The sequence below is a fragment of the Micromonospora xinjiangensis genome, assembly GCF_056150165.1.
Map to the genome: position 1 here is coordinate 614545 of NZ_JAXCFO010000001.1, position 19005 is coordinate 633549.

The 19005-nt window shown below is 73.6% G+C and carries 21 protein-coding genes; 5 read left to right on the forward strand and 16 right to left on the reverse strand.

Annotation, left to right across the window (positions count from 1 at the left end; all coding sequences use genetic code 11):
- Positions 1 to 28 precede the first annotated feature (28 nt).
- On the reverse strand, positions 29 to 1456 hold the full coding sequence (locus SM573_RS02930) for a M28 family peptidase (RefSeq protein WP_474613900.1): 1428 nt from the start codon (positions 1454 to 1456) through the stop codon (positions 29 to 31).
- A gap of 289 nt (positions 1457 to 1745) precedes the next feature.
- On the opposite strand from SM573_RS02930, the gene SM573_RS02935 reads away from it, so the two are divergent.
- Complete coding sequence (locus SM573_RS02935; RefSeq protein WP_474615411.1) at positions 1746 to 2864, forward strand: tyrosine recombinase XerC; 1119 nt, start codon at positions 1746 to 1748, stop codon at positions 2862 to 2864.
- 43 nt (positions 2865 to 2907) lie between these two features.
- The gene (locus SM573_RS02940; protein ID WP_474615412.1) at positions 2908 to 4089 is read left to right on the forward strand and encodes an aminotransferase class V-fold PLP-dependent enzyme; all 1182 of its coding nucleotides are present in this window, start codon (positions 2908 to 2910) and stop codon (positions 4087 to 4089) included.
- On the opposite strand, the gene SM573_RS02945 is transcribed toward SM573_RS02940, so the two are convergent.
- Positions 4023 to 4712: a peptidoglycan DD-metalloendopeptidase family protein gene (locus SM573_RS02945; RefSeq protein ID WP_474615723.1), complete on the reverse strand. Its 690-nt coding sequence runs from the start codon at positions 4710 to 4712 to the stop codon at positions 4023 to 4025. The two genes, SM573_RS02940 and SM573_RS02945, sit on opposite strands and share 67 nt — an antisense overlap.
- 305 nt (positions 4713 to 5017) lie before the next feature.
- Here SM573_RS02945 and SM573_RS02950 point away from each other — a divergent pair, with 305 nt between their 5' ends.
- Both SM573_RS02950 and SM573_RS02955 read left to right on the forward strand, forming a co-directional pair.
- Positions 5018 to 5653, forward strand: coding sequence for a class I SAM-dependent methyltransferase family protein (locus SM573_RS02950; protein ID WP_474615413.1), 636 nt, complete (start codon positions 5018 to 5020; stop codon positions 5651 to 5653).
- Between the two features lie 129 nt (positions 5654 to 5782).
- Entirely contained in the window at positions 5783 to 6913 is a 1131-nt protein-coding gene (locus tag SM573_RS02955; protein ID WP_474615414.1) for a sulfite oxidase, read from the forward strand.
- Between the two features lie 183 nt (positions 6914 to 7096).
- Here the strand turns inward: SM573_RS02955 and SM573_RS02960 are convergent, their stop codons facing one another.
- From SM573_RS02960 to SM573_RS03020, 13 genes are all read right to left on the reverse strand, one after another.
- Positions 7097 to 7420, reverse strand: coding sequence for a DUF2469 domain-containing protein (locus SM573_RS02960; RefSeq protein WP_007075222.1), 324 nt, complete (start codon positions 7418 to 7420; stop codon positions 7097 to 7099).
- The gene (locus tag SM573_RS02965; protein WP_474615415.1) at positions 7417 to 8388 is read right to left on the reverse strand and encodes a ribonuclease HII; all 972 of its coding nucleotides are present in this window, start codon (positions 8386 to 8388) and stop codon (positions 7417 to 7419) included. Before SM573_RS02965 ends, SM573_RS02960 begins: the two co-directional genes overlap by 4 nt.
- The gene (locus SM573_RS02970; RefSeq protein ID WP_474613906.1) at positions 8382 to 8864 is read right to left on the reverse strand and encodes an NUDIX hydrolase; all 483 of its coding nucleotides are present in this window, start codon (positions 8862 to 8864) and stop codon (positions 8382 to 8384) included. The genes SM573_RS02965 and SM573_RS02970 overlap by 7 nt, the downstream gene beginning before the upstream one ends.
- Before the next feature lie 48 nt (positions 8865 to 8912).
- Positions 8913 to 9545, reverse strand: coding sequence for a signal peptidase I (gene lepB, locus SM573_RS02975; RefSeq protein ID WP_474613907.1), 633 nt, complete (start codon positions 9543 to 9545; stop codon positions 8913 to 8915).
- A gap of 10 nt (positions 9546 to 9555) precedes the next feature.
- On the reverse strand, positions 9556 to 10428 hold the full coding sequence (gene lepB / locus SM573_RS02980; protein WP_474613908.1) for a signal peptidase I: 873 nt from the start codon (positions 10426 to 10428) through the stop codon (positions 9556 to 9558).
- Positions 10429 to 10609: 181 nt separating this feature from the next.
- On the reverse strand, positions 10610 to 10966 hold the full coding sequence (rplS, locus tag SM573_RS02985) for a 50S ribosomal protein L19 (protein WP_120328493.1): 357 nt from the start codon (positions 10964 to 10966) through the stop codon (positions 10610 to 10612).
- A gap of 143 nt (positions 10967 to 11109) precedes the next feature.
- Positions 11110 to 11883 (reverse strand): tRNA (guanosine(37)-N1)-methyltransferase TrmD, encoded by a 774-nt coding sequence (gene trmD, locus SM573_RS02990; protein ID WP_474613909.1) that lies wholly within the window; start codon positions 11881 to 11883, stop codon positions 11110 to 11112.
- Between the two features lie 27 nt (positions 11884 to 11910).
- Complete coding sequence (rimM, locus tag SM573_RS02995) at positions 11911 to 12465, reverse strand: ribosome maturation factor RimM (protein ID WP_474614027.1); 555 nt, start codon at positions 12463 to 12465, stop codon at positions 11911 to 11913.
- A 2-nt stretch (positions 12466 to 12467) separates the two neighbouring features.
- On the reverse strand, positions 12468 to 12728 hold the full coding sequence (locus SM573_RS03000; RefSeq protein ID WP_474613910.1) for an RNA-binding protein: 261 nt from the start codon (positions 12726 to 12728) through the stop codon (positions 12468 to 12470).
- Positions 12703 to 13149, reverse strand: a complete 447-nt coding sequence (gene rpsP, locus SM573_RS03005; protein WP_474613911.1) for a 30S ribosomal protein S16 — start codon at positions 13147 to 13149, stop codon at positions 12703 to 12705. The genes SM573_RS03000 and rpsP overlap by 26 nt, the downstream gene beginning before the upstream one ends.
- A gap of 290 nt (positions 13150 to 13439) precedes the next feature.
- Positions 13440 to 14087 carry a ribonuclease FAU-1 family protein gene (locus tag SM573_RS03010; RefSeq protein WP_474613912.1) on the reverse strand — a complete coding sequence of 216 codons (648 nt, stop codon included), beginning with the start codon at positions 14085 to 14087 and terminating at the stop codon, positions 13440 to 13442.
- Positions 14088 to 14163: 76 nt separating this feature from the next.
- On the reverse strand, positions 14164 to 15570 hold the full coding sequence (gene proS, locus SM573_RS03015; RefSeq protein ID WP_474615416.1) for a proline--tRNA ligase: 1407 nt from the start codon (positions 15568 to 15570) through the stop codon (positions 14164 to 14166).
- Positions 15571 to 15745: 175 nt separating this feature from the next.
- Positions 15746 to 16825 (reverse strand): amidohydrolase family protein, encoded by a 1080-nt coding sequence (locus tag SM573_RS03020; RefSeq protein ID WP_474613914.1) that lies wholly within the window; start codon positions 16823 to 16825, stop codon positions 15746 to 15748.
- A gap of 120 nt (positions 16826 to 16945) precedes the next feature.
- Here SM573_RS03020 and SM573_RS03025 point away from each other — a divergent pair, with 120 nt between their 5' ends.
- Positions 16946 to 17125: a hypothetical protein gene (locus SM573_RS03025; protein WP_474615417.1), complete on the forward strand. Its 180-nt coding sequence runs from the start codon at positions 16946 to 16948 to the stop codon at positions 17123 to 17125.
- A 73-nt stretch (positions 17126 to 17198) separates the two neighbouring features.
- Here the strand turns inward: SM573_RS03025 and ffh are convergent, their stop codons facing one another.
- Entirely contained in the window at positions 17199 to 18737 is a 1539-nt protein-coding gene (ffh, locus tag SM573_RS03030) for a signal recognition particle protein (RefSeq protein ID WP_474613916.1), read from the reverse strand.
- Between the last annotated feature and the right edge of the window lie 268 nt (positions 18738 to 19005).

Genomic DNA, 19005 nt, shown 5'->3' on the forward strand with positions numbered 1-19005 from the left:
GTGCCAGCTCCAGCACCACGGGCGCAGGTCAGCGGGCCGTCGCGTACGCGGCGCAGCCGATCAGCTCGAGCGACACCTGGAGGCGTTCGAGGCTGATGTTCTTGGCAATCGTGTCCTCCGGCGTGTGGTACGGCGGCTCGAGCAACGCCGGCGACTCCTCACCCCGCCAGGAGAAGTTGGCACTGGCGATGCCGACCTCCTGGAAAGCCTGGTGGTCGCTGGAACCGCGCTGCGTCACCGGCGAGATCCGAGGGTCGTATCCGAGGCGGACGGCCGCGGCCGCCACCTCGTCGGTGGCCCGGTTGGACTGGCCGGTGAACGACAGCAGCCAGTAGCGCGTCGCCGGGTCCCAGCTGGTGGCGACCATGTCGTTCTGGTACACCGCGAGGAACCGGTCCCGCTCCTCCTGCGGAAGCTGCCGGACGTGGTGGCGGGAGCCAATCAGCCCCTGCTCCTCCGAGCCCCAGAGGGCGAACCGCAGGGTGGCCTCGACCGGAATGGCCTTGAGCACCCGGGCCAGTTCGAGGCAGAGCACCGTGCCGGAGCCGTCGTCGTTGGCCCCGGGGGCGCCGATGACCGTGTCGTAGTGCGCGCTGACCATCACCACCGGCCCGCCCGGGCCGGAGCGCCCCACCCGCTCGGCGATGACGTTGTGCGAGGTGAGCCCCCGGTGCGCGGAGGTGGAGACGGCGAGGGTGAGCCGGCCGGCGGCCAGCAGCTCCCGCAGCCGTTCCTTCTGCGCCTGCGCCACCCCGACCACGGGAATCGGCACCGGTGAGCTGGCCGACCCCGGCAGGGTGGGTGAGAACGCGGAGGTCCGCCGGGGCGGTACGCCGTCGGCGGCGAGGAACACGACAGCGGCGGCGCCACGGGCCACGGCGGTGGCCACCAGTTGCTCGCGCCGCGCGGCCACGTAGTCGACCAGCACGACGCGGCCGGTCACGTCCGCGGGGTAGTTCTCCGGTGCGCCGGCCCCCACGTCCACCACGTCACCGTTGACCGCGGTGTCCAGCGCGGCGTGCGGGGAGGCGCCCGCCTGCCAGTTCAGGTCGGCGGGGAGTCCGGCCGGCGAGGCGAGCTGGGCGAGGAACTTGTCCGCCACGGGGAACGGCTCCAGCCGGACGTCGTACCGCAGGTGGTCCAGCTCCTTGGCGATGTAGTCGGCGGCGCGGCGCTCGGAGGCCGTTCCGCCGATGCGCGGCCCGATGTCGACGCTGAGAGCGCGCAGGTGCGACAGTGCCCGCTCGGCCGACACCTGGGCGATGACCTTACGGTCAGCGGGAGTGAGCGCCGGCGGTCGGTGGGCGCCGGGCCGCTGGTCGGCGGCCGCCCAGGCCGGAGCGGGAAGGGCCACGGTGGCGGCGCCACCGAGGGCGATGGTCAGCATCCGCCGCCGGTTCACAGTGGAGCTGATCGGGTTGGTCGAGTGGGAGACGGGTTGTCCTCCGTTGCTCATGGGTCCTCCTGATCCGTTGTGGAGTCCGCCGACCGGGCGGGTGAGCGGGCTCACAAGTCCTGTGACCGTATCCGCTCCCCGGCGGTCTCCCAAGATCCGTTCGGGCGGTCGTATACACGCCGTACAGCGGTCTGACCAGGCCGGCCGGGTGACGCCCGCGGGGACCGGTCACCCGAGCGGCAGCGCGCCGGGTGCACCGTTCCGGCAGCACGGCCTAGGCTCGCGGCATGCCAGCGGACACGACGTCCGGGCCGACGCCACGCAGCCCGGGTCTCGAGGCGGTGGCGTGGTGACGGGTCAGCGGAGCGGTGGCACCCGGGCCACCCACCAGGCACTGCCACCCGCGTTACGGGCGGCGGTGGACGAGTTCGCCGACCATCTGGCCCGGGTACGCAACCGCTCGGCGCACACCGTCCGGGCGTACGTCACCGACGTGGTCTCGCTCCTCGACCACGCGTCGCGGATGGGCTGCCACGAGGTCGCGAGCGTGGATTTGGCGGTGCTGCGCAGTTGGCTCGCGCGGCTGCGCACCGCCGGTGCCGCGCGCAGCTCGCTGGCCCGCAGGGCCGCCTCGGCCCGGGTGTTCAGCGCCTGGGCGCACCGGCACGGGCTGCTGCCGGCGGACGTGGGCGCCCTGCTGGCCACACCGCGGGCGCATCGGGAGCTACCCGCCGTGCTCCGCGCCGACCAGGCGAGCGCGCTGGTCGAGGCCCCCACCCGGTCCGCGGGCGCGGCTGCCGCACTCGACCGCGCCCGACAGCTCGCCGGCGGACGCCGGCCGACCGGGACGGGCGACGCCACCGACGGACACCGACCGACCGGGACGGGCGACGCCACCGCCGACGAGGCGGTCGGCGGCGCTGCCGGCGGGACGGCCGGCGCGACGGCCGGCGGTCTCGACGAGGCGGTGGTGCTGCGGGACCGGGCGCTGCTGGAGCTGCTCTACGGCACGGGTGTGCGGGTCAGCGAGGTGTGCGGGCTCGACCTGTCGGACGTCGATGACGGTCGCCGGGTCGTCCGGGTGTTCGGCAAGGGCGGACGTGAGCGGACCGTGCCGTACGGGGCGCCCGCGCAGCGCGCGCTCGACGACTGGGTACGCCGTGGCCGGCCGGCCCTGGCGGGCCCCCGGTCCGGGAACGCCCTGCTCCTGGGCGCCCGTGGCGGCCGGCTCAACCCGACGACCGCGCGCCGGATCGTCAGCGGTTACGCGGAGGCGACCGGTTTACCCCGGACCAGTCCGCACGCACTGCGGCACTCGGCCGCCACGCACCTGCTGGAGGGCGGCGCGGATCTTCGCGCGGTGCAGGAGCTGCTCGGCCACTCCTCCCTCGCGAGCACACAGATCTACACGCACGTCTCGGTGGAGCGCCTCCGCGCCGCGTACCGGCAGGCCCACCCCCGGGCCTGACCGAACCGGCCGACGGTGATTCACACACGGTTACGATCATCTGGTGAGCGTCCCGCAGCCACCGGAGCCGATTCCGGGTGCCCGCCTGCTCTTCTCGCTGGACCCGGCGGTCAGTCACCTCAACCACGGCTCGTTCGGCGCGGTGCCGATCAGCGTGCAGCGGGCTCAGCAGCGGCTGCGCGACGAGATGGAGGCCAACCCGCTGCGCTTCTTCACCCAGGGTCTGGTCGACCGGATCGCGCATTCCCGCCGGCACCTGGCCGCCTTCCTCGGCGCCGATCCCGACGGCACGGCCCTGGTCAGCAACGCCACCACCGGTGCGGCAGTGGTGCTCCAGTCGCTGGGTCTGCGCCCCGGTGACGAGATCCTGAGCACCGACCACGGGTACGGCGCGGTCGCGCTCTCCATCCAACGGGAGTGCCGGCGCACCGGGGCGGAGAGCCGCGTCCTGCCGATCCCCCTGGCCGCCACCGGCGAGGAGGTCGTCCAGGCCGTGCGGGGCGCGCTGCGCCCGGGCCGGACCCGCCTGCTCGTCGTCGACCAGCTCACCTCGGCCACCGCGCGACTCTTCCCGGTCGCGGCGATCGTCGGGGTCGCCCACGAACACGGAGTGCCCGTCCTGGTGGACGCGGCGCACGTGCCCGGGATGCTGCCCACCACCGTGGCGAGCGTCGGCGCCGACTTCTGGGTGGGCAACCTGCACAAGTGGGGGTACGCCCCACGCGGCACCGCCGTGTTGGTCGTCGCCCCCGAGTGGCGGGACCGGATCGAGCCGCTGGTCGTCTCCTGGGAGCAGGAGAGCGGCTTCCCCGCCCGCCTGGAGTGGCAGGCCACCCTCGACTACACGTCGTGGCTGGCCGCGCCGGTGGGCCTGTTCACACTGCGCAGCCTCGGTGTCGACCGGGTCCGCGCGCACAACGCCCGGCTGGCGGCGTACGGCCAGCGGGTGGTCGGGGACGCGCTCGGGGTGGCGCCCGCCCACCTGCCGGACCCCGGCGGACCCGAGGTGGCCATGCGGCTCATTCCGCTGGCGCCCGGCCTGGCCACCACGATCGACGAGGCGCGGGCCCTGCAGCAGCGGATCGCCGAGCGGCTCGCCACCGAGGTCGCGGTCATGTCCTGGGGTGGCCGTGGCTGGCTGCGACTGTGCGGCCAGGTCTACAACTCACCCGACGAGTACGAGCGCCTCGCCGTGCGACTGCCCGCGCTGCTCGCCCAGCGCTGAGCGCCACGGGCCTGGCCGGCGGCGCGGGGTGGAGCGTCGACCGGAAGCAACCGGACCGGGCCGAGGCCGAGCAGGGCCAGCGGGTCGAGGTACTCCGCGCCGCGCCTCAGCCCCCAGTGCAGGCACGCCGGGGCGGGACAGCCGGGGTGGCCGGTCACCAGCACGCCGAGCGGTGAGCCGCCGACGACCGGCTCGCCGGCGGTGACGTCGGGGCGCACCGGCTCGTAGGTGGTCCGGAGCCCACCGGCGTGCCCCACCGTCACCACGGGTCGGCCGGCCACCATGCCGGCGAAGAGGACGGTTCCGGGGCCGGCCGCCCGCACCGGCGCACCCGCGGCCGCCGCGAGGTCGACGCCCCGATGCCCGGGGAGCCACGGCTGGGGCGGCGGGTCGAACCGGCGTACCGGCCGGGGCGGCCCGTCGACCGGCCAGCGGAACCGCCCGGCCGCGGCATCCGGACCGGCCGGGTCCGCCCCGGTCGACGCCGCCGGCGTCCCCGGATGCGGCCCGTTCGCCGGGCCGCCCGCGGCCGGCACCGGGACCCCGCCGGGCCTGGACGGGGTCGCGGCGACCGGCGGGGCGCCCGGAAACACCGCCACGCAGAGTAGGACGCTGAGCAGCATCGCGACGCGACGCGCCGCCGGGACGGGCCCGTCCCGGACGGGACCGGTCACCGCAACGCGGCGGGTGCGCGGGGGCGTGCGGGCGGACACCGGCGTGCGAGCCGGCCCGGGCGTCTGCGCCGACCCGGACGTCGGACCTGCCGGGGCGGCACGAACCGGTGGAGGCGGTGGCATGGCGCGAGCGTGCCCCGGGGGGACGGCCGACGCCACGTCCGGTCCCTCCGCTGTGGACGACCGAGCGCCCTGTGGACAGCGCCCGCCCTCACGGTTGATCTGCTATGCGCGGTCCCTCCTATGCTGGGCCGATGACCCGGGACTGGTACGCGTGGCACGACGACTACGACCGGCCCGGATCCTCGCTGGCCCGCCGGCTGGCCGAGGTGCAGCGGCACGTCCGCGACGCGCTGGACCGGGCGCCCGCCGGGCCGGTGCGCGCCGTCAGCCTCTGCGCGGGCCAGGGTCGTGACCTGATTCCGGTGCTCGCCACCCACCCGCGCCGCGACGACGTGACCGCCCGCCTCGTCGAGCTGGACCCGCGCAACGCGGAGATCGCCGCGGCTGCCGCCGGCGCCGCCGGCCTGGCCGGGGTGGAGGTCGTGGTGGACGACGCCGCCCGGACCGACGCGTACGCGGACCTCGCCCCTGCCGACCTGGTGCTCGTGTGCGGCGTCTTCGGCAACATCTCGGACGCGGACGTCCGCGCCACCGTGCGGCACTGCGCCTCGCTGTGCGCGACGGGCGGCACGGTGCTCTGGACCCGCCACCGGGGCGCCCCCGATCTGGTGCCGGCGATCTGCGCGTGGTTCGCCGAGGAGGAGTTCGTCCCCGTCGCGGTGACCACCCCGGCCGACGGGGTGGGGGTCGGCATGCACCGTTTCCTCGGCCGGCCCCGCCCGCTGAGCGCGGGCACCCGGATGTTCGAGTTCGTCGACCGGGCCTGACGACCGGTGGACCGGGCCTGACGATCGGCGCCGCACCGCTCACGCGGGCGGGATCTGCCTCACCGGGAGGGTGCGCCCTAAGCTGGGGCCGGTGCGGCGGAGCCACCGCCGTGGGACGGGGAGATCACCATGACGACCGTCGACGACCTGAACCTTCCGGCCGTCAGCGAGGTGAGCGGGCCGTCCCGGCTCGCCGACCCGGGTGAGGGGATCAGCGCCGAGGAGTTGCAGCTCGCCGCGCGCAACCACGGCATCCCGCTGGAGGCGCTGCGCTACGACGTGACCCCGGCCGGTCTGCACTATCTCCTCATCCACTACGACATCCCGGAGCTGGACGCGGCGACGCACGCGCTCGTCGTGGACGGGGAGGTGGCCCGACCGCTCACGCTGAGCCTGGCCGAGCTTCGTGACCGCCCCCGGGTCACCTGTCGGGTCACGCTGGAGTGCGCCGGCAACGGCCGGGCGCTGCTGGACCCGCGTCCGGTGAGCCAGCCCTGGCTGGTCGAGGCGGTGGGGAACGCGGAGTGGACGGGCACCCCGCTGGCGCCCCTGCTGCGCGAGGCGGGCATCGCGCCGGAGGCGGTCGACGTGGTCTTCACGGGCGCCGACCACGGTGTCGAGCGCGGCGTCGAGCAGGACTACCAGCGGGCGCTCCCGGTGGCGGACGCGCTGCGCGAGGAGGTGCTGCTGGCGTACGAGATGAACGGCGCGCCCCTGCTGCCGCAGCACGGCGCCCCGTTGCGGCTCATCGTGCCCGGCTGGTACGGGATGGCGCACGTCAAGTGGCTCCGCTCGATCCGCGTGGTGACCGAGCCGTTCGAGGGCTACCAGAACGCGGTGGCGTACCGGCTGCGGCAGGACGCGGACGACCCGGGCGTACCGGTGACCCGGATCGAGCCGCGCGCCCTGGTCCGGCCGCCCGGCTTCCCCGACTTCATGTCCCGTCGGCGGGTGCTGCGACCCGGTCCGTGCACGGTGGACGGTCGCGCCTGGTCCGGCCACGCCCCGGTGGTGGCGGTGGAGGTCACCACGGACGGTGGCGCCACCTGGGCACCGGCCACTCTGGACGACCCGGCCGGCGGCGATTTCGCCTGGCGGCGCTGGCGCTTCGAGTGGGCGCCGGAGCCGGGCCGCTACGTGCTGAGCGCGCGGGCCACGGACGCGTCGGGGCGGACCCAGCCGGTGGACCAGCCGTGGAACCGGGGCGGCTTCGCCAACAACATGGTGCAGCGCGTCGAGGTCGCCGTCGTCCCGGAGTGAGGTGCGGGCACCGTCCCCGCCGAGCAGAGCGGGGTCGGTGCCCGACACGAGTGGGGCGACGTCACCGGGAGCGGCGGGGCCGCCTGGCGGCCGCGATCGAGGTGGGAGATCGGCTGCGCGACCGGCGGGTGGGGCGCCGGGCGCGGCGGTGGGCGGCGTCCCGCCGGGGGGAAGGCGGGCCGGTCAGCCGCCGAAGCCGGAGTCGGCGGGCAGGGAGATGTCCGGCTTCTCCAGCTCCTCGACGTTGACGTCTTTGAAGGTCATCACCCGGACATTCTTGACGAACCGGGCCGGACGGTACATGTCCCACACCCAGGCGTCGTGCATTTCGACCTCGAAGTAGACCTCGCCGTCGGAGTTGCGCACGTGCAGGTCGACCTGGTTGGCCAGGTAGAACCGGCGCTCGGTCTCCACGACGTAGGAGAACTGGCGGACAATGTCGCGGTACTCCCGGTAGAGCTGCAGCTCCATCTCGGTCTCGTACTTCTCGAGATCTTCCGCGCTCATCGCTCTCCGCCTTCCATGACCACATCTTCCCCCACCGACGCGGGCGGTCGAGGCCGCTCGCCCAACGCCACGCCGACGGTACTCCCTGCCGCGCAAGAGCGCTCCATCGGCTCGTCCGGAGCGTCGCCGAGCGCCGCCGGGGCGTCACCCGGCGCTGCCGGACCGTCGCCCGGGGCTGCGGGAGCCCCGCCGCGGAGCCCGCCCGCGGCGCCGTCGGCGAGCAGGTCCGCCGCCTCGCCGAAGAGCGTCTCCGGGGCCTCGCCCGCCAGCAGGCGCCGGCCGGCCGACACGGGCCGCCGGGCCCGCGGCGGGCTGCCATCCCGACCCGAGACGGTCGCCACGTTGACGTACGAGAACCGGTGCTCGCGACACGGCCCGTGCTCGCGCAGCGCGGCGGTGTGCTCCGGCGTGATGTAGCCCTTGTGCTCCGCGAAGCCGTAGGCCGGGTACGTCCCGTCCAGCTCCACCATGATCCGGTCCCGGGTGACCTTGGCGAGTACGCTGGCCGCCGCCACGCAGGCCGCCACCCGGTCACCCTTCCAGACCGCCAGACCGGGCACGTCGAGGCCGTCCACCCCGAAGCCGTCGGTCAGCACGTACTCCGGCCGCGTGGTGAGGGACGCGAGCGCCCGCCGCATCGCCGCGAGGTTGCACACGTGCAGCCCGCGGGCATCGACCTCCTCGGCCGGGATGACCACGACGGCGTACGCGAGGGCCCGGGCGACCACCTCGTCGTAGACCCGTTCCCGGCTCGCCGGGGTGAGCAGCTTGGAGTCGGCCAACCCCTCGATCTCGCCGCGCCGCCCCTCAGGGAGGATCGCCGCGGCGGCGACCAGGGGGCCGGCGCAGGCGCCCCGCCCGGCCTCGTCGGCCCCGGCCACGTGCCGGAAGCCGCGCCGCTGCAACGCCCGCTCCAGCGCGTACAGCCCGGCCTCCCGGCGCACGATGGTGCGCGGCGGCGTCAGCACGGCGCACCCCCCGCGGCGGCCGGACCGGCCAGCACCCGGGTCAGGATGGCCGCCAGGTCCACCGGGTAGTGGACCTCCCCGCTCGCCGCCAGCTCGGTCGCCGACCACCACCGGTGCCCGGTGACGCTGGCCTGCTCGACGTCGTCGAAGCCCGCGGTGTCCACCTCCCACGACGGCACCCGCACCAGGAAGAACTCCTGCTCCTGGCGGTACCACACCCCGTCGAACGGATACTCGACCGTCTCCCGCCAGACCGGCTCGCCCATCTCGGCGGGGCTCAGCCGCAACCCGGTCTCCTCGGCCAGTTCCCGGGCCGCGCCCGCGGCCGGGGACTCACCCGGGTCGAGTCCACCGCCGGGGGTGAACCAGTACCGGTGTTCGGGGCGGGCCGGGTCGAAGCCGGCGAAGAGCAGCACCCGGCCGTCCGCGTCGACCAGCAGCACACGCGCCGCGCGTCGAGGGGTGTAGACGGTCACCGCCCCAGCCTGCCAGACCCATCCCCCATCGCCCACGCCCGCCCGGCGCTAGGAGTTGGGGATGCCGTCGTACTGCTCCGGGACGCTCAGCCACTTCGCCCGGTTGACCGGCCAGAAAACGGTGAAGGCCCGCCCGACGACCTCGTCCTCGGCGATGGTGGCGGCCGTGATGTCCTGCCCGGACTGCTGCCAGTGCTCCAGCGAGTCACCCGAGGCCGACCGGTGGTCACCCATCACCCAGAGCCGCCCGTCGGGCACGGTGATGTCGAACTCCTGGTCGGCCGGCTTGTCCCGCTGGCCGCGGTCGGAGAAGAGGTACGGCTCGTCCAGCGACTGGCCGTTGATCACCAGGCGGTCCTGCTCGTCGCAGCAGACCACGTGGTCGCCGCCGACCCCGATCACCCGCTTGATGAAGTCCTCCCCCTCCTTGCCGCTCCACTCGATCGGCGCCTTGAAGACGATGACCTCGCCGCGGTGCGGCGACCGGAAGTCGTAGACCAGCTTGTTGACCAGCACCCGATCGTCGATCTGGAGGGTGTTCTCCATGGACGGGGAGGGGATGAAGAAGGTCTGCAGGACGAAGGCGCGCACCAGCACCGCGACCAGGATCGCCACACCCAGCAGAATCGGCAGCTCCTTCCAGAAGGAGCTGCGCGGCTTGTCGGTCTGCTCGTCAATCACGCCAAGGAGCCTACGTCGCCCGACCGGACGCCACCGACCGGAACGCGCGAGAACGGGCCAGGGCGGCCGTGAGCGGCAGGATGAGCAGCACACCGCCCTCCGGGGCCGGTCGCACCGGCCCCGGCCCGGCCGGCGCCGCGACGACGGGCCCGGGCACGTCGTCGAACGTCTCGGGCACGGGCAGGGTGCTCCACCGGGACGATGGCCAGACCACCAGGAAGGCCCGGCCGACCACGTTGTCGATCGGCACCGGCCCCTGGCAGCGGGCGTCCTGGGAGACCAATCGGTGGTCGCCCATCACGAAGATCTGGCCCGGCGGGACCACCACCTCGTCGAAGCGCCGCGACCGGCACTCCTTCGGGTTCGGCGGGACGTCCAGCGGCGAGTCGCGGATGACGTACGTCTCGTCCAGCGGCGCGCCGTTGACGGTGACCCGGCCCTGCTCGTCGCAGCACCGCACCCGGTCGCCGGGCACGCCGATGACCCGTTTGATGAAGTCCTTCTCGCCGGGGCGGCTCACCCCCACCAGGTCGCCGATCGTGCGCCCGACCTTGTCGACGAAGCCGATCTGTTGCTCCTCGCCGACCTGCGGCGCCCACCGGTCGGTGCCCCGGAAGACCACGACCTCGCCACGCGCCGGGTCGCGTACGTCGTAGACGACCTTGTTGACGAGCACCCGGTCACCGACGAGGAGCGTGTCCTCCATCGAGCCGGAGGGGATGAAGAAGGCCTGGAGCAGGAAGGTGCGGATCAGCACCGCGAGGCAGAACGCGACGACCAGCAGCAGCGGCAACTCCTGCCAGAGCGGCATCTGTCGGCGGGGGCGCCGGGCGCGACGGCGCCACGGGTCGACGGTGCCGTCCTCGTCAATCGACTGCGCCACGCCACTCCCCAGTCCGCTGAAACGACACCACCGCCCGGGAACCTCGACGAGGCTCCCCGGGCGGCAGTGAACGGCTTCCCGCGACGTCGCGGGGCGATGGCCTCGCTGCGCCCGCGCCGACCAGGGTAGTGCGGTCGTACCGGTACGGCATAGGTGCAGCTCAGGCGTGGCGAGCGGGAGGTCAGCTCGGCTGCTTCTCGCGCTTCTCCTTGATCTTGGCCTTCTTGCCCCGCAGCTCACGGAGGTAGTAGAGCTTGGCCCGCCGGACGTCACCGCGGGTCACGACCTCGATCCGGTCGATCGCCGGGCTGTTCACCGGGTAGGTCCGCTCGACACCGACGCCGAAGCTGATCTTGCGGACCGAGAAGGTCTCGCGCAGCCCGTCACCCTGGCGGCGGATGACGACGCCCTGGAAGATCTGGACACGGGACCGGTTACCCTCGACCACTCGCGCGTGCACCTTGACGGTGTCACCGGCGCGGAAATCGGGGATGTCGACCCGCTTCGACTGGGCGTCAAGGGCGTCCAGGATGTTCATCGCTGCGTCCTCGTGAGGCTCACGGCGCACCGTCAGTCGGTGCGCGAATGGGTGATTCTGATCCCCGGGTGGCGATCGGTGGAGCCGACCCCGGTCGAGGATCCTCGCAGCCGCCCGCGGCGCGGCCGACTGCGGCAACCCCTCTACTTTGCCACATCCCCCGGCGGCACCTGAAATCCGGCCCGGTCCAGCGCGGCGCGGTCCCGCTTGTCCAGGCTCTCCGGGTCCAGCCCGGCGAGCATGTCCGGGCGGCGGACGGCGGTGCGCAGCAGCCCCTCCTCGCGCCGCCACCGGGCGATCCGCCCGTGGTCGCCGGAGCGGAGCACCTCGGGAACGTCGTGCCCCCGCCAGCTCGGCGGCTTCGTGTAGACCGGAGCCTCCAGCAGCCCGTGGGCGTGCGACTCCTCGTCCAGCGAGCCCGCGTTGCCGAGCACACCGGGCAGCAGCCGGGTGACCGCCTCCAGGATCACCAGCACCGCCACCTCGCCGCCGAAGAGCACGTAGTCGCCGAGGGACACCTCGGTGACCGGCATGCGGGTCGCGGCGTGGTCGAGCACGCGCTGGTCGATGCCCTCGTACCGGCCGCAGGCGAAGAGCAGGTGCTCCTCGGCCGCCAGGTCGTGCGCCATCGCCTGACTGAAGGGCGTGCCGGCCGGCGAGGGCACGAGCAGCCGGGGCGGCGGGGCGTCGGCCGGCGCCAACGCGTCCAGCGCCTCACCCCACGGCTCGGGCCGCATCACCATGCCGGGACCGCCGCCGTAGGGGGTGTCGTCGACCGTGCGGTGCACGTCGTGGGTCCAGGTCCGCAGATCGTGTACGGCCAGCCGCAGCGTGCCGTTGCCCCGGGCCTTGCCGATCAGCGACAGGTCCAGCGGGGCGAAGTACTCCGGGAAGATCGACACGATGTCGACGCGCATGACGGGGTGCTCCAGCGGGTGCGGGCCCTACAGGTCGAGCAGGCCGCCGGGCGGGTCGACGACGACGCGACCGCCGGCGAGGTCGACCTCGGGGACGATCGCCTTGACGAACGGGATGAGCGCCGTCTTCCCCTCGGGGCGGCGCAGCACGAGCAGGTCGGAGGCGGGCGCGTGGTCGATGCGCGCCACCTCGCCCAACCGCTCGCCGGCCGGCGTGACCACGCTCAGCCCGACGAGCTGGTGGTCGTGGAACTCCTCCGGGTCCTCCGGCGGGGTGAGGTCGGCGCTGTCCACCCCGACGAGGGTGCCGCGCAGCGCCTCGGCCACGTCGCGGTCGAGCACACCCTCGAAGGCGACCAGCAGCCGACCCTGGTGCCAGCGCGCCGACTCGACGGTCAGCTCGGCCGGGACCCGGAACGGCACGCCGGGCCCGGGCGCGGGCTCCGACCGGGGCGTCGCCCCGGGTTCGGTGCGCAGCACCGCCCCCGGGGCGAACCGTGCTTCCGGTTCGTCGGTCCGCACCTCCACGGTGACCTCACCGCGGATCCCGTGCGGCTTACCGATCCTGCCGACGATGAGCAGCATCAGTACGAGTCGACGATGTCGACGCGCACGCCGCGCCCGCCGATGGAGCCGATCACCTGGCGCAGCGCCTTGGCGGTCCGGCCGGACCGCCCGATGACCGTGCCGAGGTCCTCCGGGTGCACACGGACCTCGAGCCGCTTGCCCCGACGGGAGTCGATCATCCGGACCCGTACGTCGTCCGGGTGGTCGACGATCCCCTTGACCAGGTGCTCCAGCGCGGGACGCAGTGTCATGTCAGGCCTGCTCGCCGGAGTCCGCACCGGCCTGCTCCTCGGTCTGGGCCGGTGCCTCGGCGGCCTTGGCCGCCTTCTTCGCCGGCTTCGCCTCGGCCTCGCCAAGCCCGGCCGCGGCCTTCGCCTCGGCCTCGTAGGCCGCCGTCCGGTCGGCCTTCTCGGCGGCGACCTTCAGCGGCGGCGGGGCCGGCAGGCCCTTGAACTTCTGCCAGTCACCGGTCAGCTCCAGCAGCCGCTGCACCGCCTCGCTCGGCTGGGCGCCGACGGACAGCCAGTACTGGACCCGGTCCGACTTGACCTCGATCACCGAAGGGTCCTCCTTCGGCTGGTAGATCCCGACGAACTCGATCGCCCGCCCGTCGCGCTTGGTGCGCGAGTCGGCGACGACGATGCGGTACTGCGGGTTGCGGATCTTGCCCATCCGCAGAAGCCGGATCTTTACGGCCACAGTTGTTTCGCTCCTGTTGCGATCTCACCGGCCCGTCCGGGCGGTGTGCACGGGTGAGCGCCGACCGGCACAGTGGGGTTGGGCCGGAGACTGCTCGGTGGACTGGCGACGCGCCCGGGTTAGAGGGCGCCGGAGCGCGCGCCGGATACCAGCGACCCATTCTGCCAGATCCGGCGCCGATCTCTCACACCGGAGGCCGCACAACCCCGTGCGGGTCGCCGGGAGGGTGAGGCGCGCCACAGCCGATGGGCCGGAGGCCGCGCGCCCGCGCCGCGCCCGGCGGTCGGGCCTCAGCGCACCGGGGGCCGGTCCCAGCCGGCCGGGAGCGCGGCCGGAGCGGTCCACTCCGGCGGCGGGGTGAAGTCGCACCAGGTGCCGTCGAAGGGGAACTCGCCCGCCTCGGCCAGGGCGATCACCCGCTTGCCCTCGGCGCGGACCGCCGCCTCGTCGGCCACCCAGTAGTCGCCCGGGTAGGCGAGACGCTCGGCGAACTCGTCCTCGTCCTTCCACTGCCAGGTGCGGTCGGGCCGGATCACCACGTCCAGGTCCTGGTCGACCACGTCCACCCCGGCGACGTCACCGTCGTCCCAGCGGACGCCCGGTTCCTCCAGGTTCACGTACCAGTGGGAGAACCGGCCCCGGGCGTCGGCGAACCACCAGACCGAGTGGGCCGCGTCGGGCGGCAGGAACTTCAGCAGCGGCGGCCCGCTCCAGCGGCCCTGCTCCAGCCGGTACGACGAGGTGATCCACTCCGCGAACGAGACGGCGCGCATGCCGAGGCCCGCCTCGGTGACCTCGTGGGCCACCGGCGAGTCGCTGGCGATCCAGATCAGCAGGCCGCGCTCGTCGTCGCTGACCACTCGGCCCGGCCGGACCCAGCCGATCCGTCCGCGCCGCACGCTGCGGTGCATGATCAGCCGTCCGGTCTCGAAGTGCACGTCGGTCACCCCCCGCGCGGTGACCGGGCCCCCGCCCGGTCGCCGCGGCGACGGAAAGGGGCCCGGGGACGGAACGTCAGTAGGAGCGGGCGAGGATCGCCACCAGGTCGGGCTCGTCCTCGGCGTCGGGCACCGAGCCGTCGGCGCGCAGCAGGCAGCGCACCGTCACACCCTGAGCGTTCGCCTCGGCCTCGCCCTCGGCGCCGACGGCCGACCACGGCACGCGGGCCCAGCCGGTGGCGGCGGCCTCGATCGCCTCGGCGAGGGTGCCCACGTCGACCGTGCGCGACTCCCGGAAGGCCAGCGCCTGGTCGTGCAGCGCCTTCTGGTCGGCATCGAGCGCGGCCAGCACGGCGCCGACCACGTCGGCCACCGGCGTGGGGGTCTTCGAGCCGTCGGTGCGCCGCACCACCACCGCGTTGCCGGCGGCCAGGTCGCGCGGGCCGACCTCGACGCGTACCGGGTAGCCGCGCAGCTCGGCGTCGACCGCCCGGCGGCCGAACGGGGTGTCGGTGCGGTCGTCCAGGCCGACGCGGACTCCGGCGTCGCGCAGCGCGTCCCGCAGCTTGGCCGCCGCCTCGGCGACGCCGTCGCCCTCCTTGACGACCATGACGTACGCCTGGACCGGCGCGACCTTCGGCGGCACCCGCAGGCCGTTGTCGTCACCGTGGCACATGATGAGGCCGCCGAGCATCCGGGTCGAGGTGCCCCAGGAGGTGGTCCAGGCGTGCTCCCGGCCGCCCTCGGCCGAGGAGTAGGTGATGTCGAACGCCTTGGCGAAGTTCTGGCCCAGCTCGTGGCTCGTGCCCATCTGGAGCGCCTTGCCGTCACCCATCATGCCTTCGCACGTGTAGGTGGCGATCGCACCGGCGAACCGCTCGCGGGCGGTCTTCAGGCCGACCACGACCGGGATCCCGAGCACGTTGACCATCAGGTCCTCGTACGCCTCGTGCAGGATCTGCCGGGCGTACGCGCGGGCGTCGGCGCGGGTGGCGTGCGCCGTGTGCCCCTCCTGCCACAGGAACTCGCTCGTGCGCAGGAAGATCCGGGGGCGCAGCTCCCAGCGGACGACGTTGGCCCACTGGTTGAGCAGCAGCGGCAGGTCCCGGTACGAGTCGACCCACTTGGCCATGAACTCGCCGATGACCGTCTCGCTGGTGGGGCGGACCACCACCGGCTCGGCGAGCTGCTTCCCGCCACCGTGGGTGACGACCGCCAGCTCCGGCGAGAAGCCCTCGACGTGCTCGGCCTCGCGCTTGAGGTAGTTCTCCGGGATGAAGAGCGGGAAGTACGCGTTCTCCGCGCCGGCCGCCTTGATCCGGGTGTCCATCTCGGCCTGCATCTGCTCCCAGATGGCGTAGCCGGCCGGTCGGATCACCATGGTCCCCCGGACCGGGCCGTTGTCGGCCAGCTTCGCCTTGGCGATCAGGTCCTGGTACCAGCGGGGGAAGTCCTCCGCACGGGGAGTGAGCACGCGTGCCATGACCGCACATCCTATGCGCCCGACCCCGCTCCCCCACCACCGCCCACGCCCAACCCCTCCCCCCGGCCCGGCCCCCTCCGCCCCGGCGATCAAGGTTCGCGTCGACGCGAGCGGATGCTGGCGCGAACCTCTTGGTCACCGGGCGAGGCAGCGGAGACGGGAGGGCGGGAGCGGGTCAGCGGACCAGGTGGCCGCGGAGGATGATGCGGGCGGGGCTGCGGACGACCCGCAGGTCCGTGCGCGGGTCCTCCGGGTAGACGACCAGGTCGGCGAGCCCACCCTCGACCAGACCGGGGAAGCCGAGCCACTCCCGGGCCCCCCACGACGCGGCCGCGAGCACGTCCACCGGCGCCATACCGGCCTCCTCGTGCAGCAGCAGCATCTCCTCCGCGGCCAGCCCGTGGTCGATGCCACCCCCGGCGTCGGTGCCCACGTAGATCGGCACCCCCGCCTCGTACGCGGACCGGACCACGGTCGGGAACCGGTCGCGCAGGGCGAGCATGTGGTCGGCGTACCCGGGGAACTTGGCGCGCGCCTGGTCCGCGATCCCGCCGAACGTCCGGATGTTGATCATGGTGGGGACCAGGGCGGTGCCCTGGCGGGCCATCAGGTCGATCAGGTCCAGGCTCAGGCCGGTGCCGTGCTCGACCGAGTCCACCCCGGCGCGCACCATGATCTCGACCGCCGACTCGGAGAACGTGTGCACGGCCGCGCGTACCCCGGCGGCGTGGGCCGCCTCGACGGCGGCGGTCATGGTCTCCGCGTCCCACGCGGGGGCGAGGTCACCCACCCCCCGGTCGATCCAGTCGCCGACCAGCTTGACCCAGCCGTTGCCGGCCCGGGCCTGGGCGGCCACCGTGGCGGTCACCTCGGCGGCACCGACCTCCACCCCGATGTCCCGCAGGTAACGCTTCGGCGGGGCGACGTGCCGGCCGGCCCGGGCCAGCCGGGGCAGGTCCGCCGCGTCGTCCAACTCGGGGTACGGGTACGGCGAACCGGCATCGCGGATCGCGAGCACCCCCGCGTCCCGGTCGACCAGGGCCAGCTCCCGGGCCTGCTCCACGGAGGTGATCGGGGCACCACCCCGGGCGATGCCGATGTGACAGTGCGCGTCGGTGAGCCCGGGCAGCACGAAGCCGCCGTCCACCACCGTCTCGGCGCCGGGCACCGGCTCGAAGGTCACCCGGTCACCGACCAGCCAGAGATCACGGACCTCGTCGTCGGGGAGCAGCACACCGCGCACATGCAAAGCCATGCGGACAGTCCTACCGGATCGCCGCGCGCCACGCGCGTCCGCACCGGAGTTCCCGGTCACACGGCTTGACTTGAAGCGCTTCAACCCGGGAACGCTCCATGACATGAGGGCGGCGACGAGGTGCGGGAGGCCGCGACGACCGAGCCCGCGCTGCGCGAGGCCGCGCGCCTCGGCGGCCGGATCCCGGTGATCAGCAACGGGAAGGCCCGGGACGTGCTCGGCTGGCGCCCAAGGCCGACCGAGCGGACGATCGCCGACACCGTCGACAGCCTGGTCAAACTCGGCCTGGTCACGCTCTGACACGGCTTCGGCCGCGCCACCGGGGGTTCATCTCCCTCGGCGGCGCGGCCGATGCCACTGAGCGGCGCCCCGCTCAGCCCTTCTTGTCCTTGCCGAGCTTGTTGAAGTCGATGTTCGGCAGCTTGAAGCCCGGCGGGAGCCCCTGACCGGCCAGGTCGTTCGGGTCCAGCCCCGGCGGGAGCTGCGGCATGCCGCCCGGGAAGCCGCCCGGCATCCCGGCCCCGGCGCGCGGCCGCCCGCCGCCCTTGGTGCCCTTGCGCTTGTTCTTCGGTGACTTCGTCGCCTTGCGCCGGCCACCGGGCAGGCCCATCATGCCGCCCATCTGCTTCATCATCTTCTGCGCGTCGGCGAAGCGGTTGAGCAGCTGGTTGACGTCCATGACGGTGACGCCGGAGCCGTTGGCGATCCGCGCCCGACGAGAACCGTTGATGATCTTCGGGTTGGTGCGCTCGGTCGGGGTCATCGACCGGATGATGGCGGTGACCCGGTCGAAGTGCTTGTCGTCAAGCTCGGCGAGCTGGTCCTTCATCTGCCCCATGCCCGGCATCATGGCCAGCACGTTGGCGATCGGGCCCATCCGGCGGACCGCGATGAGCTGGTCGAGGAAGTCCTCCAGGGTGAAGGTCTCACCGCCCATCAGCTTGGCGGTCATCTTCTCCTTCTGATCGGCGTCGAAGGCCGCCTCGGCCTGCTCGATCAGAGTGAGGACGTCGCCCATGCCGAGGATCCGGCTGGCCATCCGGTCGGGGTGGAAGACGTCGAAGTCCTCCAGCTTCTCGCCCGTGGAGGCGAACAGGATCGGCTGCCCGGTGACCTCGCGGACGGAGAGCGCGGCACCACCGCGCGCGTCGCCGTCGAGCTTGGAGAGGACCACACCGGTGATGCCGACGCCGTCGCGGAACGCCTCGGCGGTGCGGACCGCGTCCTGACCGACCATCGCGTCGATGACGAAGATGACCTCGTCGGGGTCGACCGCGTCGCGGATGTCGGCGGCCTGCTGCATCATCTCGGCGTCGATGCCGAGCCGGCCGGCGGTGTCGACGATGACGATGTCGCGAGCGGCCCGCCGGGCGTGCTCGATCGAGTCCCGCGCCACCTGGACGGGGTCACCGACGCCGTTGCCGGGCTCCGGGGCGTACACCTCGACCCCGGCCCGCCCACCGAGCACCTGGAGCTGCCCGACCGCGTTGGGCCGCTGGAGGTCGGCGGCGACCAGCATCGGCTGGTGCCCCTGCGCCTTGAGCCAGCGGGCCAGCTTGCCGGCCAGCGTGGTCTTACCGGAACCCTGGAGGCCGGCGAGCATGATCACGGTGGGCGGCTGCTTGGCGAACTGGAGCCGGCGCCCCTCGCCGCCGAGGACGTTGATCAGCTCCTCGTTGACGATCTTGATGATCTGCTGTGCCGGGTTGAGCGCCTGGGAGACCTCGGCGCCCCGGGCCCGCTCCTTGACGTTGGCGATGAAGCCCTTGACCACCGGCAGCGCGACGTCCGCCTCCAGCAGCGCGAGACGGATCTCACGCGCGGTGGCGTCGATGTCGGCGTCGGTGAGCCGGCCCTTGCCGCGGAGCTTGGTGAAGATCCCGGAGAGGCGGTCACTCAAGGTGTCAAACACGCGAACATCCCGTTTGTCAGTGTTTCGGCGGGCACGAGACGGCCGGCTCCCTCGAGTCCGGCCATCGCTAGGGTAGCCCGCCGCCGTCACCCCTGCTCCTCACCGCCCACCCCACCCCAAGATCGTGCTGTTGCTGGATCTAGTGGCATCCGGGGGCGCTGAGACCACTACATCCAGGAAAGAGCGCGATCTTGCGACCCGCGGGCCGGGGCGCGCCACGATCTCCGCGGCCACCTCGACAGGGGTACGCCGTCGAGCCAGACGATCA